The 25,288-nt window shown below is 34.2% G+C and carries 20 protein-coding genes; 5 read left to right on the top strand and 15 right to left on the bottom strand.

Translation table 11 applies throughout. The features are described from left to right. Window positions 1-62: 62 nt before the first annotated feature. The 7 genes from ACTYBU_RS18110 to ACTYBU_RS18140 all read right to left on the bottom strand — a co-directional run bounded on the left by ACTYBU_RS18110 (window position 63) and on the right by ACTYBU_RS18140 (window position 9,192). Window positions 63-764, bottom strand: a complete 702-nt coding sequence (locus tag ACTYBU_RS18110) for an amino acid ABC transporter permease (RefSeq protein WP_445491867.1) — start codon at window positions 762-764, stop codon at window positions 63-65. Next, complete coding sequence (locus ACTYBU_RS18115; protein ID WP_445491869.1) at window positions 751-1,560, bottom strand: amino acid ABC transporter substrate-binding protein; 810 nt, start codon at window positions 1,558-1,560, stop codon at window positions 751-753. The genes ACTYBU_RS18110 and ACTYBU_RS18115 overlap by 14 nt, the downstream gene beginning before the upstream one ends. 213 nt (window positions 1,561-1,773) lie before the next feature. After that, complete coding sequence (locus tag ACTYBU_RS18120; RefSeq protein WP_445491871.1) at window positions 1,774-3,645, bottom strand: ABC transporter ATP-binding protein; 1,872 nt, start codon at window positions 3,643-3,645, stop codon at window positions 1,774-1,776. Then, window positions 3,642-5,369 carry an ABC transporter ATP-binding protein gene (locus ACTYBU_RS18125; protein WP_445491873.1) on the bottom strand — a complete coding sequence of 576 codons (1,728 nt, stop codon included), beginning with the start codon at window positions 5,367-5,369 and terminating at the stop codon, window positions 3,642-3,644. Before ACTYBU_RS18125 ends, ACTYBU_RS18120 begins: the two co-directional genes overlap by 4 nt. A gap of 35 nt (window positions 5,370-5,404) precedes the next feature. Next, the gene (locus ACTYBU_RS18130) at window positions 5,405-5,854 is read right to left on the bottom strand and encodes a MarR family winged helix-turn-helix transcriptional regulator (protein WP_445491875.1); all 450 of its coding nucleotides are present in this window, start codon (window positions 5,852-5,854) and stop codon (window positions 5,405-5,407) included. Window positions 5,855-6,065: 211 nt separating this feature from the next. Further along, a complete protein-coding gene (locus ACTYBU_RS18135) occupies window positions 6,066-8,123 on the bottom strand; it encodes a methyl-accepting chemotaxis protein (RefSeq protein ID WP_445491877.1) in 2,058 nt (685 codons plus the stop codon). Between the two features lie 130 nt (window positions 8,124-8,253). After that, window positions 8,254-9,192 (bottom strand): phosphoglycerate dehydrogenase, encoded by a 939-nt coding sequence (locus ACTYBU_RS18140; RefSeq protein ID WP_445491879.1) that lies wholly within the window; start codon window positions 9,190-9,192, stop codon window positions 8,254-8,256. 167 nt (window positions 9,193-9,359) lie between these two features. On the opposite strand from ACTYBU_RS18140, the gene ACTYBU_RS18145 reads away from it, so the two are divergent. Continuing rightward, window positions 9,360-9,551: a hypothetical protein gene (locus tag ACTYBU_RS18145; protein ID WP_445491881.1), complete on the top strand. Its 192-nt coding sequence runs from the start codon at window positions 9,360-9,362 to the stop codon at window positions 9,549-9,551. A 111-nt stretch (window positions 9,552-9,662) separates the two neighbouring features. Here the strand turns inward: ACTYBU_RS18145 and ACTYBU_RS18150 are convergent, their stop codons facing one another. Further along, window positions 9,663-10,607 (bottom strand): carbohydrate kinase family protein, encoded by a 945-nt coding sequence (locus ACTYBU_RS18150; RefSeq protein WP_445491883.1) that lies wholly within the window; start codon window positions 10,605-10,607, stop codon window positions 9,663-9,665. A gap of 263 nt (window positions 10,608-10,870) precedes the next feature. On the opposite strand from ACTYBU_RS18150, the gene ACTYBU_RS18155 reads away from it, so the two are divergent. Next, window positions 10,871-11,707 carry an undecaprenyl-diphosphate phosphatase gene (locus ACTYBU_RS18155; RefSeq protein ID WP_445491885.1) on the top strand — a complete coding sequence of 279 codons (837 nt, stop codon included), beginning with the start codon at window positions 10,871-10,873 and terminating at the stop codon, window positions 11,705-11,707. A gap of 511 nt (window positions 11,708-12,218) precedes the next feature. Here ACTYBU_RS18155 and ACTYBU_RS18160 read toward each other — a convergent pair. Then, entirely contained in the window at window positions 12,219-13,649 is a 1,431-nt protein-coding gene (locus tag ACTYBU_RS18160; protein WP_445491886.1) for an ATP-binding protein, read from the bottom strand. 268 nt (window positions 13,650-13,917) lie between these two features. On the opposite strand from ACTYBU_RS18160, the gene ACTYBU_RS18165 reads away from it, so the two are divergent. Next, window positions 13,918-14,100 (top strand): Spo0E family sporulation regulatory protein-aspartic acid phosphatase, encoded by a 183-nt coding sequence (locus ACTYBU_RS18165; RefSeq protein ID WP_445491888.1) that lies wholly within the window; start codon window positions 13,918-13,920, stop codon window positions 14,098-14,100. 44 nt (window positions 14,101-14,144) lie between these two features. Here ACTYBU_RS18165 and ACTYBU_RS18170 read toward each other — a convergent pair whose 3' ends face one another. Then, a complete protein-coding gene (locus ACTYBU_RS18170; protein ID WP_445491890.1) occupies window positions 14,145-15,173 on the bottom strand; it encodes an AI-2E family transporter in 1,029 nt (342 codons plus the stop codon). A gap of 411 nt (window positions 15,174-15,584) precedes the next feature. Between ACTYBU_RS18170 and ACTYBU_RS18175 the strand changes: the two genes are divergently transcribed. After that, window positions 15,585-16,973: an amino acid permease gene (locus ACTYBU_RS18175; protein WP_445491892.1), complete on the top strand. Its 1,389-nt coding sequence runs from the start codon at window positions 15,585-15,587 to the stop codon at window positions 16,971-16,973. A 104-nt stretch (window positions 16,974-17,077) separates the two neighbouring features. On the opposite strand, the gene ACTYBU_RS18180 is transcribed toward ACTYBU_RS18175, so the two are convergent. The 5 genes from ACTYBU_RS18180 to ACTYBU_RS18200 all read right to left on the bottom strand — a co-directional run bounded on the left by ACTYBU_RS18180 (window position 17,078) and on the right by ACTYBU_RS18200 (window position 24,440). Next, complete coding sequence (locus ACTYBU_RS18180) at window positions 17,078-18,766, bottom strand: DUF6044 family protein (RefSeq protein ID WP_445491893.1); 1,689 nt, start codon at window positions 18,764-18,766, stop codon at window positions 17,078-17,080. Continuing rightward, window positions 18,763-19,191 (bottom strand): GtrA family protein, encoded by a 429-nt coding sequence (locus ACTYBU_RS18185; protein WP_445491895.1) that lies wholly within the window; start codon window positions 19,189-19,191, stop codon window positions 18,763-18,765. Before ACTYBU_RS18185 ends, ACTYBU_RS18180 begins: the two co-directional genes overlap by 4 nt. After that, window positions 19,191-20,180, bottom strand: a complete 990-nt coding sequence (locus ACTYBU_RS18190; protein WP_445491897.1) for a glycosyltransferase family 2 protein — start codon at window positions 20,178-20,180, stop codon at window positions 19,191-19,193. Before ACTYBU_RS18190 ends, ACTYBU_RS18185 begins: the two co-directional genes overlap by 1 nt. 661 nt (window positions 20,181-20,841) lie before the next feature. Beyond that, window positions 20,842-23,967: an MMPL family transporter gene (locus ACTYBU_RS18195; RefSeq protein ID WP_445491899.1), complete on the bottom strand. Its 3,126-nt coding sequence runs from the start codon at window positions 23,965-23,967 to the stop codon at window positions 20,842-20,844. After that, the gene (locus tag ACTYBU_RS18200; RefSeq protein ID WP_445491901.1) at window positions 23,964-24,440 is read right to left on the bottom strand and encodes a MarR family winged helix-turn-helix transcriptional regulator; all 477 of its coding nucleotides are present in this window, start codon (window positions 24,438-24,440) and stop codon (window positions 23,964-23,966) included. The genes ACTYBU_RS18195 and ACTYBU_RS18200 overlap by 4 nt, the downstream gene beginning before the upstream one ends. A gap of 270 nt (window positions 24,441-24,710) precedes the next feature. Here ACTYBU_RS18200 and ACTYBU_RS18205 point away from each other — a divergent pair, with 270 nt between their 5' ends. Next, complete coding sequence (locus ACTYBU_RS18205; RefSeq protein WP_445491903.1) at window positions 24,711-25,109, top strand: hotdog fold thioesterase; 399 nt, start codon at window positions 24,711-24,713, stop codon at window positions 25,107-25,109. Window positions 25,110-25,288 lie beyond the last annotated feature (179 nt).

Genomic DNA, 25,288 nt, shown 5'->3' on the forward strand with positions numbered 1-25,288 from the left:
TTAAACTTGATTACATTGGGGTCTTGCTGCCCGTTAAGAGTGGGATAAAGATTTCTTTTATACTATCTAAGTAAATGCCTGCTTAAACGCTCCTCGATATGCTGCTGAATAAGTGAAAGTGGAAAACAAATTATCCAATAGATAAGGGCTACCTCTGAATACAATAGTAAAAATTCATAATTGGTGCTGGCAATCTGCTGTGCTGCACGAAACATTTCTGTTACTAAAATAAGTGATGCTAGAGATGTATCTTTGATTAAGCTTATAAATGTATTCGATAATGGCGGCAATGAAACTCTTGCAGCCTGCGGCAAAATAATTCTTCTTAAATTTTGTCCATAGCTCATGCCAATGGAATAGCCAGCTTCCCACTGTCCTTTCGGAATGCTGATAATAGCGGCACGAACAATTTCGGAGCCGTATGCGCCAACACTTAAAGAAAACCCGATAACAGCTGCTGGAAATGGATCAATAATAATGTTTAAATTAGGCAAACCATAAAAAATAATAAATAACTGCACTAATAAAGGAGTTCCTCTAAAAATAGATACATAAATTCTCGCTATGATTTGCAGTAATTTAACAGTCGATATTCTCGCAAGGGCGGTAAATACAGCTAAAATTAAACCAATGATAAATGCAATAATGGATAATGGTATCGTATAAAAAACGGCTCCCTTCAGCAATGGCAGAAGGGAACTTTGGGCTATGTCCATATATCTTTGAAGCTGTTCAGGATCTGTAAATATATTACTTAAGTACATCTTCACCGAACCATTTTTCAGAGATTTTTGTATACGTACCATCATCAATCATTTCTTTTAATGCTTTATTAACAGCCTCAACCAATGTGTCATTGTTTTGTCTGAACATTAATCCGCTTTGTGCAACATCATCTGCTGTATCTGCAATTTTGATTTTAGCATTTGGTTTTTGTTTTTTATAATCCAAATAGGACAGTTTATCATTGATGGTCACATCTACTCTTTTGGAATTTAATAATTCCACCGCTTGGTTAAAGCCATCCACACTAATCAGTTCTGCACCATAGTTTTTAGCCATTTTTCCATAATTGCTTGTTAATGACTGCGCCGATTTTAACCCTTTGATGTCATCAAAGCTTTTTACTTTTGAATCATTTCTTGTGATTAATACAGCTGACGAGGAGATATATGGTTCAGAGAAAGAATATTTTTCCTTTCTTTCATCGTTGATTCCTACTTGGTTTGCAATCATATCAAAACGTTTTGCATCTAACCCTGCAAACAGCGCATCCCATTGCGTTTCTTTAAATTCTGCTTTTACTCCCATTCTTTTTGCCACTTCTTGTGCTATTTCTACATCAAAACCAGTTAGATCTCCATTTTTTTCATGAAAAGAAAAAGGTGGATATGTGCCTTCCGTCCCAACAACTATTTTGCCACTGCTTTTGATGTTTTCCAATAAATCTTGATTAGTATTGTTCGAACTTGACTTATCTGAATCTTTATTAGTACCGCAAGCTGCCAAAACAAGCGATAAGCTCAAAATCAACACAGTCAATATATTAATTTTTTTCATATGAATTCCTCCAAATTCCGATGAGTTTTATAGACAATCGCTATCATAATATACAAAATAATCTTTTGTCAAAGTTATTTTCTCCAAAATAATAATTGCTACACTTTGTTTTTATTCCACATAAAAAAACCATGAAACCTTCTTTACCTAACAAATATATGTCAGGTAAATTCACATTTATTTCAAAAACAAAAGAGTGGCAAATGCCACTCTTTAATTAACTGCTGCCTCCGAAAACTGACTATTGTACAAATCTGCATAAAATCCATGTTGTTTTACCAGTTGTTCATGATTCCCCTGTTCGATTACTGTACCATTCTTCATTACTAAAATAATATCTGCATCTTTAATAGTAGAAAGGCGATGGGCAATAACAAAACTTGTTCGATCTTTCATCAATGCAGCCATGGCTGCCTGAATTTGCGATTCTGTCCGTGTATCAACACTGCTTGTTGCTTCATCAAGAATTAATAACACTGGATCTGCCAATATGGCTCTAGCAATCGTAAGTAATTGTTTCTGCCCTTGAGAAATATTAGTACCTTCTTCATTAATCAAGGTATCATAGCCGTTTGGCAGGGTTCGAATAAAATGATCAGCATTAGCGGACACTGCTGCCTGCACAATTTCTTCTTTTGTTGCTCTTTGTTTTCCATAGGCAATATTATCACGTATTGTCCCTTTAAATAACCAGGTATCTTGCAAAACCATACCGAACAAACTTCGAAGACTGCCTCTGCTCATTTCTCGTATATCGATGCCATCAATGGAAATCGAACCGCTGTCAATTTCATAAAAACGCATCAATAAATTCACCAGCGTTGTTTTTCCTGCCCCAGTTGGACCAACAATAGCAACTTTTTGTCCTGATTTAATGCTAATGGATAGATCTTTGATTAGCTCTTCTTCTTGTTTATAACAGAAATTCACTAAATCAAATCGAACCGCTCCATTAGGGTAGGCAATTGTTTTTTCATCTAGTACGGCAGCTGCTTCTTCTTCTTGATCCAACAGCTCAAATACTCTTTCTGCTGATGCTAATGTGGATTGAATTACATTCGATATATTGGAGAGCTGAGTAATTGGCTGGGAAAATTGGCGTGAATACTGAATAAATGCTTGCACATCTCCCACTGTTATTCTGCCGGCAGATGCAAATATCGCACCAACAACCACCACAAAAACATATCCTAGATTATTAATAAAAGTCATCAGCGGCATAATTAGTCCTGAGACAAATTGAGAGCGCCAGCTTGATTCATATAGATTGCTATTAATGCTGTTGAATTTTTCGATTGCTTTTTGTTCATGTCCAAATGCTTTAACAATAGTGTGTCCAGTAAATATTTCTTCCACATGCCCATTTATTTTTCCAAGTGTTGTTTGCTGATTTTTAAACTGGACCTGTGAACTTTTCGCAATTTTAATTGTCACAAATATGCTTAATGGGATTGTTAAAAAACAAATCAATGCAAGAATTGGACTTATTGTTAACATCATAACTATGACTCCAATAAATGTTACAATCGAAGTAATCAACTGGGTTACACTTTGCTGCAATGTATTATTTATATTATCAATATCGTTGATTGCTCTGCTTAATGTTTCTCCATGTGGTGTTTGGTCAAAATATTTTAATGGCATTTTTTCTAATTTCTTTTGAACATCCTCCCGCATTTCAAAAATGGTTTTTTGCGAAATGCTTACCATGATAATTTGTTGAATATAGGTAAATACTGCACTTATTGCATATAATGCAATTAAAACCAGCAATATTTTTCCAATAATATAGAAATCTATTGAAGCTCCTGGCACTCCTTTAATCTTACCTACAAGTCCTTCAAATAGATGATCAATTGCTTTTGCCAGTATTTTCGGACTTAAAATAGAAAAAACTGTACTCATAATAGCTGACAATAATACAAATAAAAGCTGCATTTTATAATTTCCTAAATAAACGGACAGCCTTTTTAATGTTCCTTTTGCATCTTTTGCTTTTTGTACAGGCATCTGCAAATGCATCGGTCCGCCATGTCCTCTTGAAGGGAAGCCTGAGTTTCCTTTATTTCTTATGCTGCTGCTCATACTCTCTCCTCCATTACACCTTGCGAGTAGACAATTTCTTTATATACTTCACAAGAATCTACAAGTTCCTGATGGGTGCCGGTCCCTGCTACTTTACCATCATCAAGCACAATGATCTGATTGGCATCTTTTATCGTACCAACCCTTTGGGCAACAATAACTATTGTTTTATTTTCCATATTCTGCTTTAATGCTTTCCTTAATGCAGCATCTGTTTTGTAATCCAATGCTGAGAAACTATCATCAAAAAGAGACAACATAGGTTTTCTTACTAGTGCTCTAGCAATGGATAAGCGCTGCTTTTGACCGCCTGAAATATTTGTCCCGCCTTGTGAAATAGGAGCATGAATCCCTTTATCCATTTTCTCCACAAATTCCTTTGCTTGAGAAATTTCTAAAGCTGTTTCTATCTCCTGCTCGGATGCATTTTCCTTGCCGAAGCGTATATTTTCTGCAATTGTTCCAGAAAAAAGAACAGCCCTTTGTGGCACATAGCCAATCTCATTTCTTAGGTCACTTTGCGGATACTCCTTAATATCCATACCATCTATTACTATTTCTCCGCTGTTCGCATCATAAAATCTCGTGATTAAATGTAAGATGGTAGACTTGCCAGAACCTGTTCCGCCAATAATAGCTGTTGTCTCTCCTGCTTTTATCCGAAAAGTTACATTTTGCAGCACTGGTTTTTCTGCTCCAGGATAAGAGAAATCGACATTTCGGAATTCAACCTCTCCACTTATGGGCTTTTTCTGCTTTGCTTCTTTGGAATCTTTTATGCTTACAGGCATTTCCAGCACTTCATTTATTCTATCTGCAGAAGCTGATGCTCTTGGCATCATCACAAAAACCATGCTTACCATCATTAAGGAAAACATTATTTGCATTCCATATTGAATAAAAGCCATAATATCCCCAACTTGCATGGTGCCTTCCTCTACTTGAATTCCTCCAAACCAAACAATTGCAACGGTTGAAATATTTAAAACAACCATCATAATCGGCATGGTCACCGCCATGATTTTATTCACTCGAATTGCTGTTTCTGTTAAATCTTTATTTGCATGGTAAAAACGCTCTTGCTCAAACTTCTCTTTATTAAAAGAACGGATAACACGCATTCCCGTTAAATTTTCTCTAAACACGCTGTTTAATTGATCCAGTTTTTTCTGCAATACTTTAAATAATGGAATTCCTTTTTTTATGATCAGAAAAATAACGAGTGCAAGCACAGGTATTGCTACAACAAAAATAAAAGATAATACAGCATTTTTGGAAACAGCCATTATAATTCCGCCAATACACATCATTGGTGCGAATATAACCATTCGGAGCATCATGATGGTAACCTGCTGCACTTGGTTTATATCATTTGTTGTTCTATTTATTAAGGAAGAAGTTCCTATATAATTTACTTCTTCCACCCCAAAGCTTTCGACCTTCTGAAACATTTTTGTCCTGATGTCTCTGCCAAATCCAGCAGCTATTTTTGCCGAATAATAGCTGGTAAAGACTGAACATAACGTGCCGAATGCAGCTACCAGCAGCATCCATCCGCCTAATTGAAGCATATAGGTTTTATTATTTTGCACAATGCCGACATCCACAATATCGGACATAATATTTGGCAAATACAGCTCTGAAAAAGCTCTGAAAATAGTAAATCCAAGCACAATAAAAATACCAATCCGATATTTGCCTACTTCTCGTAATAGCTTGCTCATCCTCGAATACTCCTGTCTATTTTTTTCTTATCTTATTATTTTTCTCCATCTGGTTTATCTGTTAAAAAAAAGACATTCACTTCTTCCAATAAGCTTATTAATAATTTGCTTTTTTCTTCTCCAAGATGTTCAACCAGCTTCATATACTTTTCTTCTATTTTTTTATGAATTTCTTTTGTAACAGATTTTCCCTTTTCAGTTAGGACAATCCGAACAATTCTGCCATCTTTTTCATCATTGATTCTTTCTACATACCCATCCCTTTCTAACACATTAATTACTTGTGTTACAGAAGGAGAGGTGATTTGTAAAATGGAGCTTATTTCTGATACAGTGATTGCTTTTTCACCTTGCTCGTTTCTGCGGTGGATTACAAATAACATCATCATCTCACTTCTTTTAAAACCATAAATAGTCCGATTCATATGAATCAGCTTTTGAAATTGTCTAAATGACTGTACTAATTGATGTGCTAAATCAGCCAATTTAATTCTCTCCTTTTTATTTAGGTAGGCAACCTAATTATATATTCTTTTAAAATATATTTCAAACAAAGGACACTGCCACCATTATTAAATAAGTTTCTTTATATTCGAAAGGATTTTTGCATAAAAAAATAGATTGAATAGACCTGCAGTGGGTCTTTCAATCTATTAGTCACTTTATCATCCTGTTGCACCCTATTCGTTATACTGCTTAAATTCTAAATTTGTTTACAACAACTAATAATTCTTCTGCCATCAATGTTAAAGCTTTTGCGGATGCTGTTATTTCTTCCATCGAAGCGAGCTGTTCTTCAGAAGCAGCTGCTACTTCTTCTGCTCCATTTGCATTTTGTCCAGCGATAGAAGATATATCGCTCGCAGATGATGTTACTTCGTGAAGACCTGCAGACATTTCTTGAACAGTTGCAGACACTTCTTCAATTTGTGGATTCATTTCTCTTGTACTTCTAATAATCTGTTCAAATTTATCAGAAGTCTCTTTTGATATTTCCACCCCATCTTCTGCATTTTTCGATACTTCCCCCATAATGCTGACTGAGTGCTCCGCATCCTTCTGTATTTCTCTAATAAGTGAAGCAATATGTTTTGCAGATTCCTGTGACTTTTCAGCCAACTTTCTTACTTCGTTTGCAACAACGGAGAAGCCTTTTCCATGTTCTCCTGCTCTTGCCGATTCAATCGCTGCGTTTAATGCTAATAAATTGGTTTGATCTGCTATGGAGCCAATTACGTCAATTATTTTGCCAATTTCATTGGAACGATGGTGTAATAAATCAATTACTTCATTTGATTGTTTTACAGAATGATGGATAAATTTCATTTGTGTTAAGTTTTTTTCAACAAATAATCCACCTTCCTCTGCCACCTGTGAAGTTTCTTTTGATAAGGAAGATACTGTTGCAGACCGCTCCGCTATTTGTTGAATTCCTTGCAGTACTTCTTCCAATGAATGGTTATTATTCTCTATTTTTGTTGTAATATTTTCTGCATCGAAAGCAATCTGCTGAACCGATATACTTACTTGATCAGATGCTGCCGAGGTTTGCTCCGCACTTGCCATTAATTGTTCTGATGATGCAGTTACCTGCTCCATTGCCTTATTTAATTGCTCGACAATTTGACGGAGATATGACTGCATTTCTGCAAAACCTTTCGAAAGCTGTCCAATTTCGTCGTTTGATTCGACATTAATGTCCTCCGTTAAATCACCACTGCTTATGCGGTTAGCACTGTTTGTTAATTTTTTTAATGGTGAAATAATAGACTTAATAATAAAAATGACAAGTACACCACCCAATAGGATAGACGCTGCTAATACAATGGCCGTAATATTAAAAATACTCGAAGATGCCTGTAATATTTCCGAATTATACATAACTCCGGAGATTTTCCAGCCTGTTTTTTCATCCGATTCATAAACCATTATCAGTTTATTCTTATCTTCTCTATAGTTATATTCACCATTTTTATTCCTGTAAATTTCATTTAGCCACCCGGGATTCCCTGTCGGTTTGTAACCTGAAGTGAATTTTGGATGATAGATAAAGTTTTTATTCTTATCCAATAACATTAAATAACCTTTTTCACCGATCTTGCTGCCTCGAATCATATCTTTTAAAGCACTGATTTTCAAATCAATGCCAATAACACCTTTTTTATCGTATGTAGATTTTGCAAATGTTACAATGGAATTACCAGTTCTTCCATCTTCTCTAGGCTGAAGCATCACTATATTGCCATCAGCATCCATTGCTTCTTGGTACCATTCTTGTGTCATTGGTTCCAAGTCCTGCGGGATTTCTTGGTTTGCATTCAAAAACATTTCCCCGTCTTCTCGCGCATAATAAACATTCGAGACGTCCTGATTCTGACCTAAATATTGTGTGAACATTCTACTAATTTCATTTCTATCGCCATCCAACATCGATCCATTTATATTATTGGCAAGGAACGTTGCATCTTGTCCTTTTTTATCGGTGATTTTTCTTATCTCATCATGGATATTCGCGACATTTTGATGTGCAGAAATAATCAAATTTTTTTTGATTTTTTGTTTTGCACTAATATAAGATGTTGAACCTATGATAATGCTTGGAATGAATAGAATGGCTAGAAAAGATAAAATAAGCTTCTTTCTCATCGATTGTTTTTTATTTCCTGCTTTATGTTTCAAGAATATGTATTTATTTTTTTGTTTTTTTTTCCTTCCTCCCTTCTTTTTCTCTATTCTTTTCATCTTTATTTTCATGAAAATTACTCCTTTAAAACTAGTGATATCTTTTTTATCGACAATTCTCAGCAAATTATTATAGTAAAATAGCCATTTTCAGAAAAAATTTAATAGTGGAATATTTATTATTGTTTAAACGGACAGTTTTTTACACTACAACATGTGTCAAAGGCTGTTTTTTTATATAATTTTGTATATTTTCAATAATAGTCTCTCCAATTCTTTCTGAACATTCGTCTGTTGCACCACCAATATGGCTAGAACAAATAACATTTTCAAGCTGTGCCAGTTCCAAATTAGGAGGTTCTTGACTAAACACATCAAGTGCTGCACCCTTTATATGATTTTCTTTTAAACATTGTATAAGGGCTGATTCATCAATTAAATCTCCCCTTGATATATTAATTAAATAAGCACTTTTTTTCATGAGAGCTAGTTTTTGTTTATTAATTAAATGATACGTGGATTCTTTTAGATTTGTGCAAATAACAACATAATCAGATGTGGCGAGCAGCTCATCTAAATCAATAAAATGTACGCCAAGTTTTTCGGCTGTCTCTTCGTCCTTGTAATTTCCATATGCAACAATGTCCATATCAAAGCCTGTTGCTCGTTTCGCGACTTTTTTGCCAATTTCTCCAAATCCGATAATGCCAAGCCTTTTCCCCTCAACATCATTTCCCATTAACAATTTCCAGCCTCCGTTTTTAACTATCTCATTAGATTTCGCCAAATTTCTGGAAATACTTAATAATAAACCAAACGCTAAATCTGCTACTGAGGAAGCATTTTGTCCTGGTGTATTTGTGACTGTAATCTTCCGCTTTGCCGCTTCTTCTAAATCAATACTATCCACACCTGTTCCGAACTTTGATATATACTTCAAATTTGGTGCAGCATCCATAATAGTTCTGTCAATCTTCTCCACACCTGTTATAATAACTTCTGCGTCATGGACATAATCTAATAATGATGCTTTTTTTGTTACAATAGAACGCACATCAGCGCCTAACAATTCTAATTCCTCCTTTATTTTTTTGTTTTCAGCTACAAATACTTCACTTAAAGATACTAATACTTTTGCCATAATCGAACTTCACTCCTTGCTGTTTCTTATCTCCAAATAATGCTTTTTATTCATTATGATACAAAAACTTACATTAATCATTAGTTTTACGAAAAAAATCGATTAAAAAAATCAAAAACATGAATAAATGACAGAAATAATGACATTAGGGGAGAAAGTATGTCTATATGGAAATAAAGAGAAGCGCAAAAAACGCAGCCATCCAAGAAAATGATAAAGAAGCACAAGAAATGAATGGGCAAATACAAATTGCCGTAGATCAATTAAACGTTGTAGTAAAACAAATGAAGCTTGCCGCCAACTCCTTAAACCAATCACAAAACACCCATGCATCACTATTTTTTTCCAATAACCGCTAATGATGAAGTTGTATGTATTGATATTTCCTTTTAAGCTGCATGGACATAAATAATAAGACACAAAATTAATCCACCTGCTGAGATTAGCAGATGGATTTTTGTATAACTTTATTATTTTGGATGGGATGCAAGAATGCTTTTATAATTTCCAATTAAAGGCAGAGCCCCCATTTTTGCTGCGACCATTGCACCAAGTATACAGCCTGATTGTACGTAACCTTTTAAAACTTCCAAAGAAGCTGGCATTCCCTCTTTATAAATTCGATAAAGAATGGCTGCCATAAAAGCATCACCAGCTCCATTAGTATCTTTTGCTTCGATAGGATTGCTGCTTACTTTTACAGCTGTTTGAAAAAGCATTCCGTATGCTCCTTTTTCTCCCATTGTAATGAAAACAACAGGAATACGATATTGCTTCAGCCTTTTTATTCCTTCTTCAACAGTCGATGTTTCAAATAAAAATAATAATTCTTCTTCTGACAATTTAAAAACATCTATTGCATGGAGAAATTGTTTGATCGTTTTTTTGCACTCTTGCTCACTTTTCCATCTTGATAACCGTATATTTGCATCGAAACTAATAATGAGATTATTATCTTTTGCCAATCGCACCGCTTTTTCCGTCGCTTTTCGCGCTTTGGGATGAAAGAGGGTACCTGATCCAAAATAAAAAATTTTTTTATGCTGAAATGCTTCTTTCACTATATCTTTTTCTTCTAACACATCGTCGGGTGTGTTATTTATGTAAGAATGAAAATTCCGCTCCCCTTTTTCATCTAAATGGACATATACGCCGCATATTTCTTTTTCAGAGGCATGAACACTATAATCGAGGTGAATACACTCTTTTTCCATTTCTTTTTGAACAAAATGACTATCCTCATTTTCCCCTAATTTTGTTATATAATAACTTGGTATTTCTAAACGGCTTAAATGAACAGTAACATTAACTGAAGCACCACCAAGCTTTTTTTCAAACACTTTATTCGTTGGATTTGTTGAGAGATAATCAATAAAAGCATCTCCTAATGTGACAATCCCTTGTTTTTTCATCATATCTTCCTTTTTACTGATTTTATACTATAATCATACTAGTATTCTTTCCAATTTACCAAACCTTCTTTTTGCCAGTTTCTTTTTTGTGAAACTTTCCCATTCATTTTAACGTTATAAAGAAAGTATATAATAATAGTTTTTTCATTCCCCTTTTTGGTAAAATTGGGAGTTTTTCTTTTAAACTATTTTTGATATGATATGGTAGGACATATATACATGAAAATGAAATAATAGAAAAGCATTAGGGAGTAGGAGTGAATAGCTTGAACGATTTATGGAATATTATTGTCGCTATTATTTTAGGAATAGTAGAAGGATTAACAGAGTTTGCACCAGTATCGTCCACAGGTCATATGATTATAGTGGATGATTTATTATTAAAATCAAAAGACCTGTTTTCACCTGAAGTAGCCAATACATTTAAAGTGGTTATTCAGCTAGGTTCTATTCTGGCCGTTGTTATCTTATTTAGAGACCGTTTTTTAAATCTTCTGGGACTTAAAAAAGATATTAATGGACAAAAAATTATCGGACATAAATTAAGCCTTGTTCAAATTTTCATCGGCTTGCTTCCTGCTGGAGTACTTGGCGTGCTTTTTGAAGATTATATAGATGAAAATTTATTTAGAATGACAACTGTTGTATATGCATTAATTGGCGGCGCCATTTTGATGATTATTGCAGATTTCTCGCAAAAAAGAAGAAGAGTTTCTGTTGAAACAGTCGACAAAATAACCAATAAACAAGCATTTTTAATTGGTCTTTTCCAATGCATCTCTTTATGGCCAGGATTTTCCCGTTCTGGATCTACTATATCTGGAGGTGTATTGCTGGGACTAAGCCATCGTGCCGCAGCTGATTTTACATTTATTATGGCTGTTCCCATTATGGCTGGAGCAAGCTTTCTTACTTTATTAAAAAATTGGCAATATATCACTATGGATACACTTCCATTTTTTATTGCAGGCTTTATTAGTGCTTTTATTTTTGCGATCATTTCCATTCGCTTCTTCTTGAAATTAATCGACAAAATTAAATTATTGCCTTTTGCCATTTATCGGATAGTTCTAGCAGTAATTCTTATTGTAGTATTCTTTTAATCTTTATTTAATAGAACAAAAGCGCAATCGCCTTGATCATCGCCGTACAAACTGGCCGATTAACTACGCAAAAGAGGAAAATCGACTAATAAATACGCAACGTCCTGTTGCAACGTCGATTGACCCGCATCCTGCGAGCCTGTGGCAACATCGGCACTAGTACATCCTGTACGTCGGAGCTCGACGCGGACCAAACTGCTAAGTTATCCACCACTCTATTTCGTTTATAATTTCCTAGACAAGAACAAAAAATCCAATCTCTTGCAAGGAAGAAGATTGGATTTTTTGATTTATCCCACTCTTAACGGGCAGTTATCCCCCACCTCAAGATGCCGAAAAATCGAGGAAGCTAGGTGTTGAAACTCGCCCGTAAAGATCCAAGTGAGGGGTTCACAAACTATGATCGCCACTTCCTTATGTCTTCGTTTGTGTGATCCACATCCTGTGGAACTCAAGCTTTCCATCAGTGGAGGATGAGGAAAAACCCCCACTGATGGAAGTTTACTTTATCCTATTCACTTAATGGGTATTGAGGAATAGAAATTTCAAAATGGGTTCCATTTATACTGCTTTCTTTTATCAGAATATCGCCTCTGTGCTCAAAAATTATTTTTTGAACAAAAGCCAGTCCCATTCCCATCCCAAAGGGTTTTGTTGTCATAAAGGGATTAAATATTTCATTTAAATTTGTACTTTCAATGCCTTTTCCACTATCCCGAAAGGAAATGATAACATGTTCATTTTTCTTTTTTATTTGAATGGATATGATTCTACTGGATCGTTCAGGTGGAATTGATTCTATGCTGTTTTTTATTAGATTGAGAAAAACCTGCTGCAAATTGGGTTTATTTATATAGGCTTTTATCCCTTTTTCTTTTGTATTGACTTGGATAGAAACCTGTTGTTTTTTCGTTAATTCTCCCACCATCTCACAAACTTCCTCTAAAACAAGTTTTATATCCTGCATGGTAAATTCTAGCTCACCCTGTTTTATATAAAGGGAATAATTATCTGCTATTCCTTCTAATTGATGTGATGCTTTGTCCATTAATTGTAGGAGTTCTTTATTCTTCGGATCTATATCCATATTCTCTTTTATTAATTTAGTAACGCCTTTTATTACTTGAACATTATTTTTCACTTCATGTATTAAACTTCCAGATAAACTTCCAGCATAATCTAATTTTTTTTGTCTTTTTAATAACTCATTATATTGGGTGGTTTTATCTATATTCATTTTTATAAATTCAAAAATAAGTAAAATAGAAAAGATGACAATGCCTAAACTGCTGAAAATCGCCCCAGTTTCTGGGATAAAATTGAGAAATCCAAAAATGAAAAGCAATAAAGAATACATAGCATAGCATGTTAGAAATCTTTTAATTGATTTATTTTGAATTTGAATCGCCACCATCATGAAAGAAAGCAAGAATGGAATTAAGCTGCTTACATGTATGAAATAGACGATATTAAAAGAGCCATAGCTAGGAAAATAATAATGCAAGTTCCAATCATGGTTCGTTAATACAGTTAAATTTTTTATTCCAAATTTTGACCAATTCATCACAAAAACAAATGTACTCCAAGCAACATACACATAAAAAAACTTTTTTGTAATCAGCCGGGAAATTAATGTAGAAAAAAGATTTTTTTTTGTTGGAAGTACTTGATAACTTTCTACTATAATTAACACTACATAAAAAATAGCCGACATTGCATAGGTTGGCCCCATTCGAAACATTCGAAATAATAATAAGGCTGTTTCTTTCGATAACGTGCCTGGAAAGTATAAAACACAAACGGAAAACTGCCAAATACTGATGAGTATCATATATAGCAAAACAGCAACTGCTATTTTTGAATTATTAAATAACCGCAAAGTTCCTAGTGCTAACACTATAGGGATAAGTCCTATAATAAAAATAAATAAACCAATGACCATTGTCTTTCTCCTTCAAATTCCTCTATATAAGTAAAATTGAGTTTTATCGTGCAAATGGAGATTTGCAATGTAAAAAAGGAATGCTCCCTTTTAGAATTTAAGAACCCGATACTCTTAATATTTGGTTAAGCCACACTGCCTATATAAAATAACATAGTTATAAAGACTCATTTTAATAAGTTTTTTTAAAAAAATAAGAAAATTCTTTCCATTATATCATTATTTTGGTAATATCCAAAGGTAGTTACCATTCAAGGAGTTAACAAAGATGACCGTCCTACGAGATAATAATGATTTAGAAAATTTATTAATTTACATTAACAAGCTGCGGCAGGATTTAATTGAAGTTGGTTTAATCAACGGCCTTGCAAGCAGAGAAACCATTCAATTAAGTGAGCAACTAGACTACTATATTATTCAATACCAACGAGTGATTCATAAAAATCCTTAATTGAATATTAAGACAAATAATAAAATAAGCACTGCGGACAGCACTTATTTATTATTTTTTCTTAATAATCTTTTTTCCCCATTTTTCACTTCTAAGATATCTAATAAAAAGATAAAAATAGGTATCCCAACGATTAGTCCCCAGACTCCGAAAAAATGTTCCGAAAAAATCAGAACAATAAACGTGAAAAATACTGGGAGATCTGTTTTAGAAGACATCAATTTAGGATTCAGGATATATGCTTCAATCACATGAATTACCATAATAAGAATAACTATTGTGATTACTTGTGGAAATCCTCCTAATGTATACGCAATGGTGCATAGTGGAATTAAGGAAAGAATCACTCCGGCTACAGGAATAAGTCCAAGAAAAAAAATCATGATAGCAACGCCAATTAGTTGTGGAAATCCTAAAAAATATAATGCCAATGTCGTAAAAGTACTATTAAACAACGCAATGATAAATTGTGCCTCAATTACTTTTCCGAAAGTTCCCGCAAATTTTCTTCCAAAATACATAAATTCTTCATAAATTGCAGCAATTTTACTTTTGCTAACGCGTTTGGAAAAAGCACTTAACTTTTCCTTTTCTAATAAAAAAAACAAACTCAACACAATAGCTAAAAAGAACTGCAAACCAATCTTTCCTATGCTTGTAAAATAAGGTAATAATAAAGCAACCCCTTGTTGCAAATAACTAGAGATATGGTAATTGTCTATAATATTCACAATATAGTTAAAGACAATATTATTATGCGGCTGTGTATAAAAATCAATGATTTGTTTAATCAGCTGTGTTATTTCTGTCACAATAATCGGTAAATACAAGCTTATTCCTGACACTACAATGCCAATAACAAATATATATAAAAGCATTACAATAATATTTCGATTGATTGGAATTCTTTTCGCAAAGATATTAACAAACCTATCCATTAAAAAAGAAAATATAAAGGTAAATAAAATAAGATTTATCATACTTTGAACTGAAAAAAGAATAAATGCAAATAAAACAAGAATTAATAATCGTTTCAAATCCTTGTTAAGGATAAATCTAGATAAATACTCCATTTAAAAGACTCCTGACAATTGTTAAATAACTTAGCCTGTTATGTATTTTCCTAAAAACATATTCCTTTTAATATCATTATTTACGAATAACATAAAAATAACAAGGGATATTTCGTTAAAATATTACATTTTCCCCTAAATATCGGGGAATGTGTCGAATTTTTTTACTTTCTTTTCTCTTAAAAAGCTAACTGCTTTTCCTATGATAGAGGATCTTCTATTTTCTCCCAAATTTATAAAAACATGTACTTTATCCCGACTTACTGTCATAAACGAAAAGCTTTTTTATTTTCAAACAATAAGGAAAATTGTTTCTTTACATGCAATATAAAAATTAGTACAATAACTGTTATGTTATCTTTTATAACATGCTTCGATTTTTTTCAACAAATTATGACATCGGAGGTATACATGAATATTTTTCGTAAAAAAGCTGTATCTACGAATGCAACCACTCCTTTAAATCGTGTATTAGGTTCATTTGATTTAACAATGCTTGGTGTGGGAGCAATTGTAGGTACAGGAATATTTGTATTAACAGGTGTTGCTGCGGCTAAATATGCAGGTCCAGCGCTTATTCTTTCCTTTATTATTGCGGGACTTGCTTGTGCGTTTGCATCTCTATGCTATTCTGAATTTGCATCTATGATTCCGGAATCCGGAAGTGCTTATACATATAGCTATGTTGCTTTTGGTGAAATTATTGCCTGGATTTTAGGATGGGATTTAGTACTTGAATATGGCTTGGCATCTGCTGCGGTTGCAAGCGGATGGTCTGGATATTTTCAAAGCTTATTAGCTGGTTTTGGCATCCATTTCCCAACATTTATGACAAGCGCTTATAATCCTGAAGCGGGTACTTTTATTGATGTTCCGGCCATTCTTATTGTTTTCATTATTACTTTAGTTTTATCCCGCGGCATACGAGAATCATCTAAATTAAATATCATCATGGTATTCATAAAAATTGCCGTTGTTCTCTTATTTATTTTAGTCGGCGTGTGGTATGTTAAACCTGACAATTGGGTTCCATTTACTCCTTATGGATTTTCAGGCGTTGCTTCAGGAGCTGCGGTTGTTGTATTTGCTTATTTTGGATTTGATGCTGTTTCAACTGCTGCAGAAGAAGTTAAAAACCCGCAGCGCAATCTGCCAATTGGGATCATCTCTGCTTTAGCCATATGCACCGTTCTTTATATTATTGTCTCCCTGATATTAACGGGAATTGTTCCTTTTACACAATTAAATGTTAAAGATCCAGTTGCATTTGCTTTAAGCTATATTAATCAAAACTGGGCAGCTGGCTTTGTATCTTTAGGTGCTATCATTGGAATTACAACGGTTTTAATGGTAATGATGTTTGGACAAACTCGTTTATTCTATGCAATGAGTAAAGATGGACTTTTACCATCAGCAATGAAAAAAGTTAGTTCAAAAAGTCAAGTCCCTATTGTAAGTACTTGGATAACTTCTGCGCTAGTTGCCACCTTTGCAGGTTTTGTTCCACTTAATCAATTAGCAGAATTAACCAATATCGGTACACTATTTGCATTTTCTGCCGTATCACTAGGCATTATTGTACTGCGGCTAAAACAGCCAAACTTAACACGTGGCTTTAAAACACCGTTCGTTCCTGTAATACCAGGCCTTGCTATTATTTTCTGCGTTTACCTTATGATGCAGCTCAGTACCTTTACTTGGAAAGGCTTTGGCATTTGGCTCTTGATTGGACTTGTTATTTATATTTCTTACGGATATAGAAATAGTAAATTAAATAATACTGCTAATTTAGAAAAATAAGATATATAATCTAACGATAAAAAAGCATCATGCATCCCAATCTAATTTGGTGCTGATGCTTTTTTATCGTTCTCGTTCCTAAACGAAATTACGCTTTTACTTTTCTATTTCACTTCGTATAGGTAGATGTGCCAGTAGCCTTCTTTTGTTTGAAAGTCTTTACGGAAAACAAGATTGTTTTCCTTGGCATTTTCGATTTGTACTGCTGACAGTACAAATCGTCCACCCATTTTTTTTAGCTGCTCTGTATTTAGATTTAAATGGTGAATAACCTTTTTTGATTTTTTGGAGAATTGATAATGTTTTCCTAATTCATCTACAAAAATGTAACATCTTCCTCCCCAGTCATCATAGTATTCTTGGAGAGTTTTATTCTTATGTAGTTCAGGTTCGATTATTTTACGGAACTCCAGCTTATAACGAAGCGGGTAGATATTGCTATAGGAATCCAATGTGTAAAAGCCATTATATTGTGATACATCTGGATGCATGCCAATGCTGATAACTCGGTATTGATTCATCGGAAGATTTATATAGTTTTTTATTTGTGTAAATTCTTCTTTTGCAAAATATTGTCCATAGCTTGGCTGATTATGATATTTTACTTCTTCATTATTTGGCACTAATACAAGCAATTGCAGAAAAATAAGTATATAGACAATTTTTTTTCCGAGGCTTTCCTTTTCCCATATCATTTTTAAAGAGAGAGCAAATATCGCATATATAATCATTGGTCTTAAATAATGAAATCTAGCAAAGTTAAAGGTTGTTAAAATACTGATTCGTTCTTTTAATGGCTGCCATCCCTCAAAAAACCAAAATGCATACCAGGTAGACAGTGCTATATTTATTATGTGAAGTCCAATAAATAATTTATGTTCTTTCCATCTTTTTTTCCAAAGCACCATAAATAAACAATAAAGACTTAATGGCAGGATTATAAACTCATGAATGGTTCTATCCTGATTATGGCTGATTACATAGTTTTTCCCTACCAATCTGATTGTTTCCCAAAAAGTTAATTTCGACTGGTAAAAAACATCTCGGTTTGTCAGTTCATGAGCTGGTGCAACCATGGAAGCCACTAGTCGATAGTCAATGCATAAATAAATCAAAAGCATATAAAATATAGAGAAGAAAAAAGGCCAATTCCATTTTTTTGTTTTAACTACATCGTATAACCAGATACATCCCATTGCGGCAAGAAAATAAAAGAATCCAATTACAAATGTGGAGAAAAAAGGAAGAAGAGTTAAAATAAAATAATTTTTCCAATGATTTTCTCCCCTGCGAATATTAAGAAAGCTCCAAAGTGCCAATGGCATACCAAGGATGCTGAGCATTCCTGACGGCCAATAAGGAGTTAAGGAAAAAGTAAGAGCTACTCCCACTAAAATAAGGAAATGCTCCTTATCTTTAAACACATACTTTTTTAAAAGTAAATACATTCCTAAAAATGCAACAAATCTTGTAATAGCTTGACTTAGTCCATATGCGATGACTGGAGGAAAAAGCTGAAATAAAAAAACCATGGCATAATACTCCGAATAAAAAGTATCTCGTGAAAAATTACCGTTCATAATTTGTTCCATTGGTGTATGCAATGGAGCGAATAATTGACCGCTGTCTTTTAAAACTTGATACCAGCCTAAGTTGGAATCTAAATTATCATGAATGCGCATATGGGCATTTTCATTTAATACAAAATAGGGCGATACCCATAATAAAATAATAACAAGTGCAATACTGAAATAAAGTTTTTCTTTGTTTCTTTTTTCTAGTTGACGAATCATTGTAAACTCCTTGGTCCTTGCTTATATTTTTCCGGGAACACAATATATTTTTGTCCTAAATAATTGAGAATCGTATAGAATCCAGCTCCAAAAAGTACAGCTATTTCTTCTATATAACCAGTTGGCAAAGCAAGCAGCATGACGATTTCATCCACTAGCTCCAACCCGATTTTATAGGCCGCAAAATAAGATAAAATAATAACAATGGCAAATCGAAAACTGCTGCCCATAAATGGTGCTTTGCTTTGAAAAGTAAATCGTTTATTTAAAAAATAGCTGACACATGCTCCAAGCAAATTCCCAATAAAGGTGGATGCCCAATAATGCAGCCCCAATATATTTAAACATGTATACGTAATAGATAATCCTATTAACGTATTGATGACGCCAATGGCAAGAAATTTAATAAAAGAATGACGAAACATTAAACATGCACCTTCGTCTTGATTTTTGTATTTGCATGTTTATTGCATAAATTATGTTCTATAATATAACGGGGACGATGCTTTACTTCCTCATATATTTTCCCAATATATTCTCCAATCAGACCAATGCTCATTAATAATAGTCCTCCGATCAGCCAAATCGAAATCATAAGAGAAGCCCACCCTGACTCCGTATCACCCATAAATTTTTCAACAAGAACATAAAAGCCTGCGATAAAACTAATAAAAAAAGATAAAAAGCCTATACCTGTGATAAAACGGATTGGTTTCACGCTAAAAGAGGTTAATCCATCAAATGCAAAAGCAAGCATTTTAGCCAATGGATATTTTGATTCCCCTGCTTCACGAGCTTTTCGTTCATAATAGACTTTTGTCGATTTAAAACCTAATAAAGGAACGATTCCTCTTAAAAACAGATTACTTTCGTTGAAACGGAGCATTTCAGCTAAAGCACGCTTGCTTAATAAACGATAATCTGCATGATTGTATACAAGTGACAAACCTAATTTTCCCATCAGTTTATAAAAACCTTCAGCTGTTGTTCTTTTGAAGTAGCTGTCTGTATCGCGTTTACTTCTAACACCATACACCACATCATAGCCTTTTAAATATTGCAAAACAAATTCTCTAATAACGGATGTATCATCCTGCAAGTCTGCATCAATGCTAATGACACAATCAGAAAACTTTACAGCCTCTTCCAAACCTGCTAATAGAGCCTTTTGATGCCCAAAGTTCCTTGAAAGCTTTACACCGCTTACATACGGATCGATACGGCAAGCTTCACTAATTTTCCCCCATGTTGCATCTTTGCTGCCATCATCAATAAATAACAGCTGACTATTCTCACTGATTAATTCATCATCTATTAAGTTATTTAACACACCCTTTAATCGAAGGTAAGTACAGTCAAAAACCTCTTCTTCGTTATAGCATGGTACTGCAATGGTCAAAATCTTTTTCTTCATCGTTAATCCTCACTTCTTTTAAAACTAAATATTTCTTTTATAGTATGAACAGAAATAAAAAAAAATCACAATTTCTCGATAAGCACTCACTATCTTCGTTGCCTGCCTTCTTTGACTGCTCCACTTTTCCCTCATTGCAACTCCTCTTCTCCCAATGCTTTCCCCTTCGAAATAAAATGTTTTCGACTTGCATGAAAAATTAGAAATAGTACTGCGAAAATGATTACTCCTCTTTTAATAACGAACAACCGAAAAAAAAGTTTCAGGTTTTATACAAACTAATAAAAGTTCACAATTGGAATTTTCTTCATAATAAGGAATAATTGTAACATATGTTATATGAAAAAATAGTGAAAAATAGTTAAAAAAATTATTATTTTTGGTTTGCCATAAAAAAAAAACCAAATGGATACATCTAATTCGCAGTGCCATTTGAGTTTTCTATTTTGTATTTTTAGCTCCATCGCTCTATCGACTCCAAAGCTTCCTTCAACTCGTCTTCGATAAGTCAAGCACGAACTCGCTTTCGCTCTTCGTGTTTCCTTTATCTCACTTATGGTACACAAATTAAGAACGCTACATCCTTATGTCTTCATTTGTGTGATTCATATCCTGCGAACCTCAGCTTCTTCCGTCGATAAGCAAGAGCGATTGCGCTTTTCTAGTTATTCGGTCTTTTAAATGGCCACCAGTTTGCTTCTCCGAAATTCTTCACCATTACTGGGATAAATAACGGCAAAATAATAAATGCATATAAAACCAATCCTGCTAAAACGATGCTGGCAATCTGCAGCAAGGATAGCATTCCGGATGGCATCATTGCGGCAAATGTTCCTCCTAGAATGATGGCAGCGGAGATTATTACTGTTCCCATTTTTTTCATCGCTTCTAACATCGCTTCTGAAATTGTTATATCGCGATATTCATTAAAACGATCCATTAAAAAGATACTGTAGTCAACGCCTAGCGCAACTAATATAACAAATCCAAAAAACGGCACAGCCCAACTGATCCCCGTATATCCTAATAAATTTACATAGATTGCTTCATTGATGCCCATTGCAGTATAAAAGGATAAAATTAAAGAACCGATAATATAGGCTGGCATCATAATAGAACGGAATAAAAAGACAAGGATAATGGAAATGCCAAGCAGCATAAAAACAACGGTTCTTGAATAGTCTTGATGGGAGATTTTCTGCAAATCGGCATTCGTGCTAGTTATTCCACCAACTGCCACGTCGGCATTTTCCAATTTCGTTCCTTTCGTTGCTCTAGTTACTGCATCTTTTAATTCACCCACTTGTTGCATCGCTTCATTTGAATAAGGATTGGCAGAAAAAACAACATCTAATTTCATTATTTTCCGATCTTTAGACATATATGTTTCAATCGATTGGGCAAAATCCTTGCTTTCTAATACTTCCTGTGAAATATAAAAGCTATCATTATCATTTTCGGATAAACCGGATAAGTATTCAGTTGCAGACCCTAAACCTTCCGAAACTTTGTCCAGCCCATTTGCACTTTTATTCAATCCGGCAGATAATTGGCCAATTTGACTTCCTAGATCGCTAAATCCATTTAATAGCTGTTTATGACCGTCATTAATACCGGTTAAGCCATTGGTTAATTTCGGTATATTCGAAACAATTTTCCCTTGGCCATCTGCTAGCTGGTTTAACCCTTTTTTCTGCGCTTGAATGCCTTCAATTAATTGTTCCAAACCCGTTCCAAGTGATGCTTGATTTTGCACAATTTGAGCGTATCCGCTATTTGCATCTTTCATCTTGGTTTGCAATTGAGCTAAACCGCCATTTAATTCTTTTATACTAACAATCACTTGCGGCAATTTAGTTTGTGTTGATAGTAAAGCAATTTTTATTGCTTGGTATTTTGGGTCCTCACCTAAACCACTATATGTTTGTTCCAAATCACCAAACGAGTCTTTTGGAACTTGATTGATGTCATTCGACAACTGTTCTAATCCATCTCCAACATTTTCGTACTTCTTTAAAATAGTCGCTAAATTAGCATGGATTGCCTCATAGACAGGCTGCAGCTTCTGATGTTCAGCTAATAATTTCGCAGCGCCCGTTTCTGCATCTTCCAACCCTTTAATAATCTTATCAGAACTTGAAGATCCTTGACGGATACCATCTTCAATTTTCACTAAATTTGTTTGAATTTCTTTTAAACCTGACTGAATGCCTGAAGTACCATTGATTAAATCATTGATCCCTTTTGAGGCATTATTTAGTTCTGGCTTGGATTTAGATAACTCGCTTCCTGCACCATGTAGTCCGTCACTGATTTTATTTATTCCTTGTTTTCCTTCTCCAAGACCATTTTCTAAGCTTTCTGCTTGCTTTCCTACATATAAATCTTCAATTGGATCGCCTACTGGCCGAGTAGCTGATCTTACTTTATCTACAAGCTGAACTTTCGCTAATTCTTTGCTTATATTTTCCGCTATCCCTAAGTATTCTGTTGAATCCATTCTTTCATCATTTTTTATGACAACGGTGGAAGACAGTGCTTCCCCAGGTCCAAAGCTGTCTGCAATGGCATTAAATGCTTTAATAGAGGAAGCCTCATCACTAATTTCATCTAACGAGTTGAAGGATAATTTTCCATCATATGTTGCAAGAAAAGGAACACAAACGATCGCAACAATCAGCAGGGCAATAAGCGGACGTGCCAAAGAAAATTTACCTGCTATTGCCCATATTTTGCTGTCACCATGTTCTGCACTCGATTTAGATGGCCAAAATATCTTTTGGCCAAGCACCATCATGAAAAATGGCACTAAAGTGAATAACGCAATTAATAGTAATGCCACGCCTACTGCAACAGCGGAAGCCGATTGATACAATTTAAATTGGGAAAATCCAATGGCTGCAAACCCAATCATTACAGCAATTCCGCTAAAAAGAACGGTTCGGCCTGCATTTTTGTATGTTTCGAGTATTGCCTCCACAACATTTTCTTGATGAGAAAACTCCTCTTTAAAACGGGATAATAAAAGGATGCAATAATCGGTTCCTATTCCAAATAGCACTGCAACTAAAAAAATCTGCGAATAGTTTGAAATAGGAAAATCAAACTTATCAACAAGAATAGAAACAATGGATTGAGAAGCCAAATAGGAAACTCCTACAGTAACCAACGGAATGAAAGGCGCAATGATAGACCGGAAGACGATTAATAATACTGCTAGAATAAATACAACTGTGATTCCTTCTGTTTTCTTTAATCCTTCCTCTGAGCTTTTCGTCAAATCCTGATCAATCATCCAGCTGCTCGTGTAATAATGATCTACGTGAAATTCTTTTATCGTATTATATAAAGCATCTTTTACTTCTTCAGCGTCTCTGTCATTCCAGCTTACTGACAAGGAAACTAAAATAGTTTTGCCGTCTTTTGAAACAAGCTGATCTTGCAAACTTTTGTCTGTGAAAGAAGAGAGTATGTTAGTAATGCCCAGTTGTTTCTTATTAGCGTCTAATTTTTGAACGGCTTTTTTTGCCTCCGCTACCTCTTTGTCTGCTAACTTTTTATCCTGATGAAAAACGAGGGCTACGGTTGATTGATCCCCTATATTCTTTTGCTTTTGTATTTCATCTATTATTTTCCCAGCTTGTGAAGAGTTAAATCCGCTTGGGATACTTACTTGCCCTTTTTCCCGCACTAAATCGCCCATATTTGGAGCAAAGAAAAATAAGCCAACAATAACTGCAATCCATACAATCGGAATAAACCATTTTCCTTTTAATATTGTATTCACTCTTTCTCCTCCACTACTATTTCTTTACTTTCCATAATTAATTTGTCTAGTTTCTCAAAAGTAGTTAAAAAGTTTTGAATCTCCGTTTCATCAAATTTATTAATGATGGACTCTACTAACAGATATATTCGTTCTTCCATTTTTGTAAAAGTGCTATTTCCCTTATCAGTCATTGTTAAATAAATCACTCTTCTATCCTTTTCATCACGAGTTCTCTTAATATATTCTTTTTCAAATAAGCGATTTACTATAGAAGTAATGGCACTTTTTTTCACTCCAAAAACCATCGCCAATTCAGATGATGTACAAACTTTTACTCTGTTTATGTAGCGCAATGTATAATGTTGTTCACATGTTAAAACATCACCAATTTCCAGCTTAATCAAATTTTCTAATTTCCTGTTAACAGAAAAATTAATATCAACATAACGATCCACTACGTCTTTAATTTTTAGATTGCTAATGAAAATCACTCCTTTTTTCCTTATTTAGTTCAAACACTTAACTATTAAACAGTTTAACCTTACTTTATTTTTACTGTCAATAATAAATACATCTGTTCACAAAATTTTAACAAGAATATCTTCTCTATCAAATTTGCAGTCAAATTTCCCCTGCTCTTGTTATTGGAACGGACAAATAAGTATTATTTTGCAACACAAATTAACACCTATTCGTCTACCCGCTTATTCATTCTGATTATGCTATAATTGATTAAAAATAGAAGGGTTTTTGGAGGAATTATGCAGACATTTAATATGAAAAACACGTTAATGGAATCATTGGGAATTCAAATAAAAGAAGTAAAAAAGGACGGTACTTGCATTGCTACAATGCCAGTAGATTCTCGGACAAAACAACCTTTTGGCTACTTGCACGGAGGCGCTTCTGTAGCGTTGGCAGAAACTGTTGCTAGTCTTGGTGCTGCCAGTCTTGTAGATTTAAAGACACAAGCTGTTTTCGGACAGGAAATTAATGCGAATCATATTCGCTCTAAAAAAGATGGCATGGTAACGGCCATCGCATCTGTTATTCATAAAGGAAGAACTAGCATGGTGTATGAAACAAAAATTGTGGATGAGGAAGAAAATTTAATCAGCATTTCTCGCTGCACCATTGCCGTAGTAAATAAACGAAAATGAATGAGGATAAAACATTTTAAAAATCATCTAGGAAAGCTCTTATTAAAGATGCAACAATGTTGCAATGTCCTAGGTATTTCACCTATACAAAAGTATGTGAAGGACAAAACAAGGGTATTTCGCTTGCCAACTGTTCAATAGATGGGGTATGGGTTTAGGAAGGAAAAAGCTGACTCCAA

The organism is Niallia sp. 03133 (assembly GCF_052663225.1).